Raw genomic sequence first — 4,595 nt, forward strand, 5'->3', positions numbered from 1 at the left:
CATTTTTGGACGGGCCCGACGCCCATCCCACAAACTTGTGGAAGTTATTTAATTCTCATTCCTAATAAGATGTTCCACATTTAACCTGCATATTGGGGGCGGGTTCTTCGGCCCACCCACAATAAATTTACAGATTACCTTTAAGCCCGATCGCCGTAACAATAGTCCACGCATCCACCAACAGCAGCAGCAGCGTACATCCCAGCAAAATAAGATACATCCAAGGCTGCGACAAAGGGCGGACATCTCTAGTATCAATACCTGTTTTTGCTTCCACCAAACCGACTAATTTACCAAATCCAGCCACCCGCATTGGCAACAAATAACCTTCACCCGAATGACTCAAAAAATAGTAAACTAAACCTCCTTGACCGGTCGATCGAGGTTTGAGAGCTTTTACCTCAGTCCAAGGTAGGGACCAACCCTTGCGAAACCAACGCGGAAACCAGTTGGGATACGTGACTTCAATCCCTTCCTCGCTCAAAATTACCCTTTCACCGAGCACGCCGTACAAGCCCACAGCCCCAACAACAATTCCCGCCCAGAGTGCGGCGGGAGGAACCGGTGCTTTCGTTACTTCCGACAAAAACGGCAATGGAATTGTCAGGGCTGTGTACAAGCTCAACAGCGTGATTCTAATCAGGGGAGAAAGCCGGAATACCGCCGGCTCAAATACTGGGGCAGAAGATGGGGAAGAAGCAAGAGGTTGTGCTGACATGGCTGAATTCGAGAAGCTGTTTAAGGATATTTTTGCACAGCTTTTGGGCCCGCCAACAAAACTCAGAGAAATACGAAAAACCGGACAATATTTCCAGTTGTGAGTTTTGATCTAAAATTCATTTCACAAACTTTGATTCTTAACTGTTGAGTTTTTACCGCTTTGCAGAAGTTGGAATTTTGAGCGCGGAGTTATCAATTAACTGACAATTATATAACTCAAAACTCACAACTGGGATTAATCAACGGCGGTTAGCGCCGGTACAGTCAAAGGTTCTGAGATTTCTCTGGATTTGGGGCGGCCGGCCATGATTGTTCGATCGCCCTGAACTGCCTCTGGGGATCTGCTAGGATTGACGTTTGAATAGGGGCCTTCGTTAATCTGCAAGCGATCACAAGGAATTTTATCCGACAAAATTGCACTAGCCATCATCCCGGTGTGAATTTCCAATGCTGCAGCGGGCATCGCTTCAAACACTAAGCGCTGTCCGGGAAAAACCACTCGTTCAAAGTACCAGTTAGGAATGTTGGCGATGCGAGCAATCTGAATCTGACTGGTGGCGTTGACGTAGCAGCACAGAATCTTGCTGTCAATGTTTGAGGGTACGGGGTCAAGAATTTGAGCCATAACTGCTGAGGGAGCCTTGCCTAAAAGTTTTAGTTATCTTCTCAGGCTAACACTAGGCGATCCCGCCTACTGTAAAGCCGACTACCAACTCCCTAATACATGAGAGACCGATCGAACTTCAATTAAAATCTAACCGGATAAATATCGGCTTTTTGACTCCTAGCTGAGATTTTTTGTCAAAATAAGCTGTATTCACTTAAAAATTAGCTTTTTTCTGCTGCTGTCGCCGATCGACACCAACCAGCTCGGCTTTTAGCCAGTTTAAAAAAATTTAAGAATATTTAATGTCAAATTGCGAAAATTAGACATATTGTAAAGTTATATTAAAAGAATATTAACATAGCTGAAAAAGTTCCACTTTAGGATATGGCAATCATGGAAAACCGAGAAAACCGAGTCCTGTACGTTCGCCTCCCTTGCAATCCGATTTTCCCGATCGGAGTTGTGTATCTTTCGGATCACGTACACAAGCTGTTTCCCGATGTCGAACAGCGCATTTTCGATTTAGGTGCCGTACCCCCCCTGGATTTCGCTAAAGCTTTAGATGCCAGCATAGACGAGTTTAAGCCGACTCTGCTAGTTTTCTCTTGGCGGGACATTCAAATTTACGCCCCCGTGGGCGGCAGAGGCGGCAACCCCCTGCAAAATGCCTTCGAGTTTTACTACGCCAAAAATCCGCTGATCAAGTTCCGGGGAGCCCTCGGAGGACTGCGTTTAGCCGCGTCTTACTACACCGAACTCTGGCGCAATTTGGGACTGATTAAGCGCGGATTGAAGCGGGCCCGGAAATACCGCCCCGAAGCTCGTGCAGTGGTCGGAGGCGGTGCTGTGAGCGTGTTTTACGAGCAGTTGGGCCGCAGTTTGCCGGCGGGAACAGTGGTTTCGGTGGGGGAAGGCGAAGCTTTGCTGGAGAAGTTGATTAAGGGCGAAGATTTGGCCGAGGAAAGGTGTTATGTGGTGGGAGAAACTGTGCCGCGGGAGAGGCTAATTCACGAAAAACCAGCCAACATCGAGAAAACTGCTTGCGATTACAATTACATCGAAACGATTTGGCCGGAGTTTTCCTATTATCTACAGGATATGGACTTCTACGTCGGAGTCCAAACCAAGCGCGGCTGTCCTCACAATTGCTGTTACTGCATTTATACGGTGATTGAAGGAAAACAAGTGCGGATCAATCCGGCGGATGAGGTGGTGGCGGAGATTCGGCAATTGTACGATCGAGGTATCCGCAATTTCTGGTTTACCGACGCTCAATTTATCCCAGCCCGCAAATTCATCGACGATGCAGTTGAATTATTGCAAAAAATCATCGCCGTCGGCATGACTGACATACACTGGGCCGCTTACATCCGTGCGGACAATCTCACACCAGAGTTGTGCGATTTGATGGTAAAAACGGGGATGAATTACTTTGAAATCGGCATCACCAGCGGTTCCCAGGAACTGGTTCGCAAAATGCGGATGGGCTACAACTTGCGAGTAGTTTTGGAAAATTGTCGCGATTTAAAAGCAGCAGGTTACAACGATGTGGTTTCCGTTAATTACTCGTTTAACGTCATTGACGAAACCTTTGAAACCATCCGGCAAACTATTGCTTATCACCGAGAATTAGAGCGAATTTTCGGAGCCGATAAAGTGGAACCCGCGATTTTCTTTATCGGGTTGCAGCCGCACACAATTTTAGAAGAATACGCCTTTAAAAAGGAGATTCTGCAACCTGGTTACGATCCGATGAGTTTGATGCCTTGGACAGCGCGCAAATTGCTATGGAATCCCGAACCTTTGGGTTCGTTTTTCGGACAAATTTGTTTAGAAGCTTGGCAGCGTAATTCCAATGATTTCGGTCGCGAAGTGATGGCAATTTTGGAGGAAAAACTCGGCTGTGCGGATTTGGAAGAAGCATTAACCGCGCCAGTGGAAATCAAAGACAAACAATTGGCAGCAGTTAATTAATTACCAGGTTCGCAGTCAGGACGACGGTTATTTGAAAAATGGGAAATGGGAGTAAAAATCTATCTTCTGTTTCCCTTTTTATTATTCAATAAATAGTTAAGCGCCAATAAACATTACCGTGTAATATCAAATCCGCCCTTCATCGTCCTGTATTCATCTCTCTGTTCTCTGACCGAAAGCATCCAGGATACAAGCCCCCGGATTCATTCCTTCGCAGACTCAGGACGGAGAAATAAAAAACCTGTATGCGATAAACAAGCCCCCGAATTTATCCGTGGGGTCAATTCTAAAATCTAAAATCTAAAATCTAAAATCTAAAATCGATTGACTCTGCGTTCTCTGCGTTCTCTGCGGTTTAATCATTCCAATGCAACCGGAATTGATATAAAAGAGTCCGTTCGCGACATGGGGGCGCTTATTCCCGGTTTCTACGAAAATCAAAGGTTTAGTAACGAGAAATATATGAAGAAACCCAGTTTCTCAAATCGGCGTGAACAAGTCATAAAATCTTAAAAATGTCATAAATACAAGAGATTGCTTTCCTGCGATCGCATTGACATACTTGTGTATTTTCACGGGTGTTAGGTGCACAGTTCGCACCTTACTTAAACCGAGGGTATACCGTGTTCCCTGCACCTCTCACCTCTGAGATTAAATATTATTAATATCCAGCAAAGATAGCTTAAGATGTAATTATATAGTTAAAACCAGGAGTAACAGGATGTTTTATAAAGATACAGTTAAGGGCATTAAAGCAGTAGTTCTAGTTATGGCGGGGATTAGTGCGATAGGCTTTTTGACCGCCTCAGCAGAAGCAACTGCACTAAATCAACCGATTGACCCAGTTCGAGCGATCGCACCCAACAGTTTGGGCAATAATCAACCGCTGCAAATTGCTCAAGTTGAGGGATGTCCGAGGGCCGAAATGGTGCAATTTTTCGCAACGCCCAACTTTTCTATATACATTTGCAAAACCCAGGAAGGCGAGATTTTTTACCGCGGCCTCAGCAAAATAAATGGCACCCAAATCAATGTCATGCAAGTAACGACAGGTGACGACGGAACTTATGAAGCGACTAACGGCAATATTATCTATTCAATTAACCCCCAACGCCTACAAGTCCGGCAGAATGGTAAGGTAATTTTGACCGAAGCTGTTATCAAGTAGCACTCACTGTTATTCAACGATCGCTCCTCTAAATTTAGGGTGTATTTTATTTAAGGATCGCGAATTAAATAACTTACAATTTTAATTGTTATTGTGGGATGGGCGTCCCGCCCGTCCAAAAAGGAC

At 45.2% G+C, this 4,595-nt stretch carries 5 protein-coding genes; 3 read left to right on the forward strand and 2 right to left on the reverse strand.

What is annotated here, in order from left to right; translation table 11 throughout:
* Positions 1-127: 127 nt before the first annotated feature.
* The gene (locus QUB20_RS28150) at positions 128-718 is read right to left on the reverse strand and encodes a hypothetical protein (protein ID WP_333251405.1); all 591 of its coding nucleotides are present in this window, start codon (positions 716-718) and stop codon (positions 128-130) included.
* A gap of 237 nt (positions 719-955) precedes the next feature.
* A complete protein-coding gene (locus QUB20_RS28155) occupies positions 956-1,345 on the reverse strand; it encodes a DUF1830 domain-containing protein (protein ID WP_333239616.1) in 390 nt (129 codons plus the stop codon).
* Between the two features lie 375 nt (positions 1,346-1,720).
* Here QUB20_RS28155 and QUB20_RS28160 point away from each other — a divergent pair, with 375 nt between their 5' ends.
* From QUB20_RS28160 to QUB20_RS28170, 3 genes are all read left to right on the forward strand, one after another.
* Positions 1,721-3,301, forward strand: coding sequence for a photosystem II high light acclimation radical SAM protein (locus tag QUB20_RS28160; protein WP_333251402.1), 1,581 nt, complete (start codon positions 1,721-1,723; stop codon positions 3,299-3,301).
* 324 nt (positions 3,302-3,625) lie between these two features.
* Complete coding sequence (locus QUB20_RS28165; protein ID WP_333291823.1) at positions 3,626-3,814, forward strand: hypothetical protein; 189 nt, start codon at positions 3,626-3,628, stop codon at positions 3,812-3,814.
* A 208-nt stretch (positions 3,815-4,022) separates the two neighbouring features.
* Entirely contained in the window at positions 4,023-4,469 is a 447-nt protein-coding gene (locus QUB20_RS28170; RefSeq protein WP_333251399.1) for a hypothetical protein, read from the forward strand.
* Positions 4,470-4,595 lie beyond the last annotated feature (126 nt).

This window comes from Microcoleus sp. B4-C2, from assembly GCF_036705265.1.
In the GTDB taxonomy this organism is placed as follows: Bacteria; Cyanobacteriota; Cyanobacteriia; order Cyanobacteriales; family Microcoleaceae; genus Microcoleus.

Excerpts from the sequence above, each read along its gene's own strand:
- QUB20_RS28150 (WP_333251405.1), bottom strand. The coding sequence starts at position 718 with ATGTCAGCACAACCTCTTGCTTCTTCCCCATCTTCTGCCCCAGTATTT.
- QUB20_RS28155 (WP_333239616.1), bottom strand. The coding sequence starts at position 1,345 with ATGGCTCAAATTCTTGACCCCGTACCCTCAAACATTGACAGCAAGATT.
- QUB20_RS28160 (WP_333251402.1), top strand. The coding sequence starts at position 1,721 with ATGGAAAACCGAGAAAACCGAGTCCTGTACGTTCGCCTCCCTTGCAAT.
- QUB20_RS28170 (WP_333251399.1), top strand. The coding sequence starts at position 4,023 with ATGTTTTATAAAGATACAGTTAAGGGCATTAAAGCAGTAGTTCTAGTT.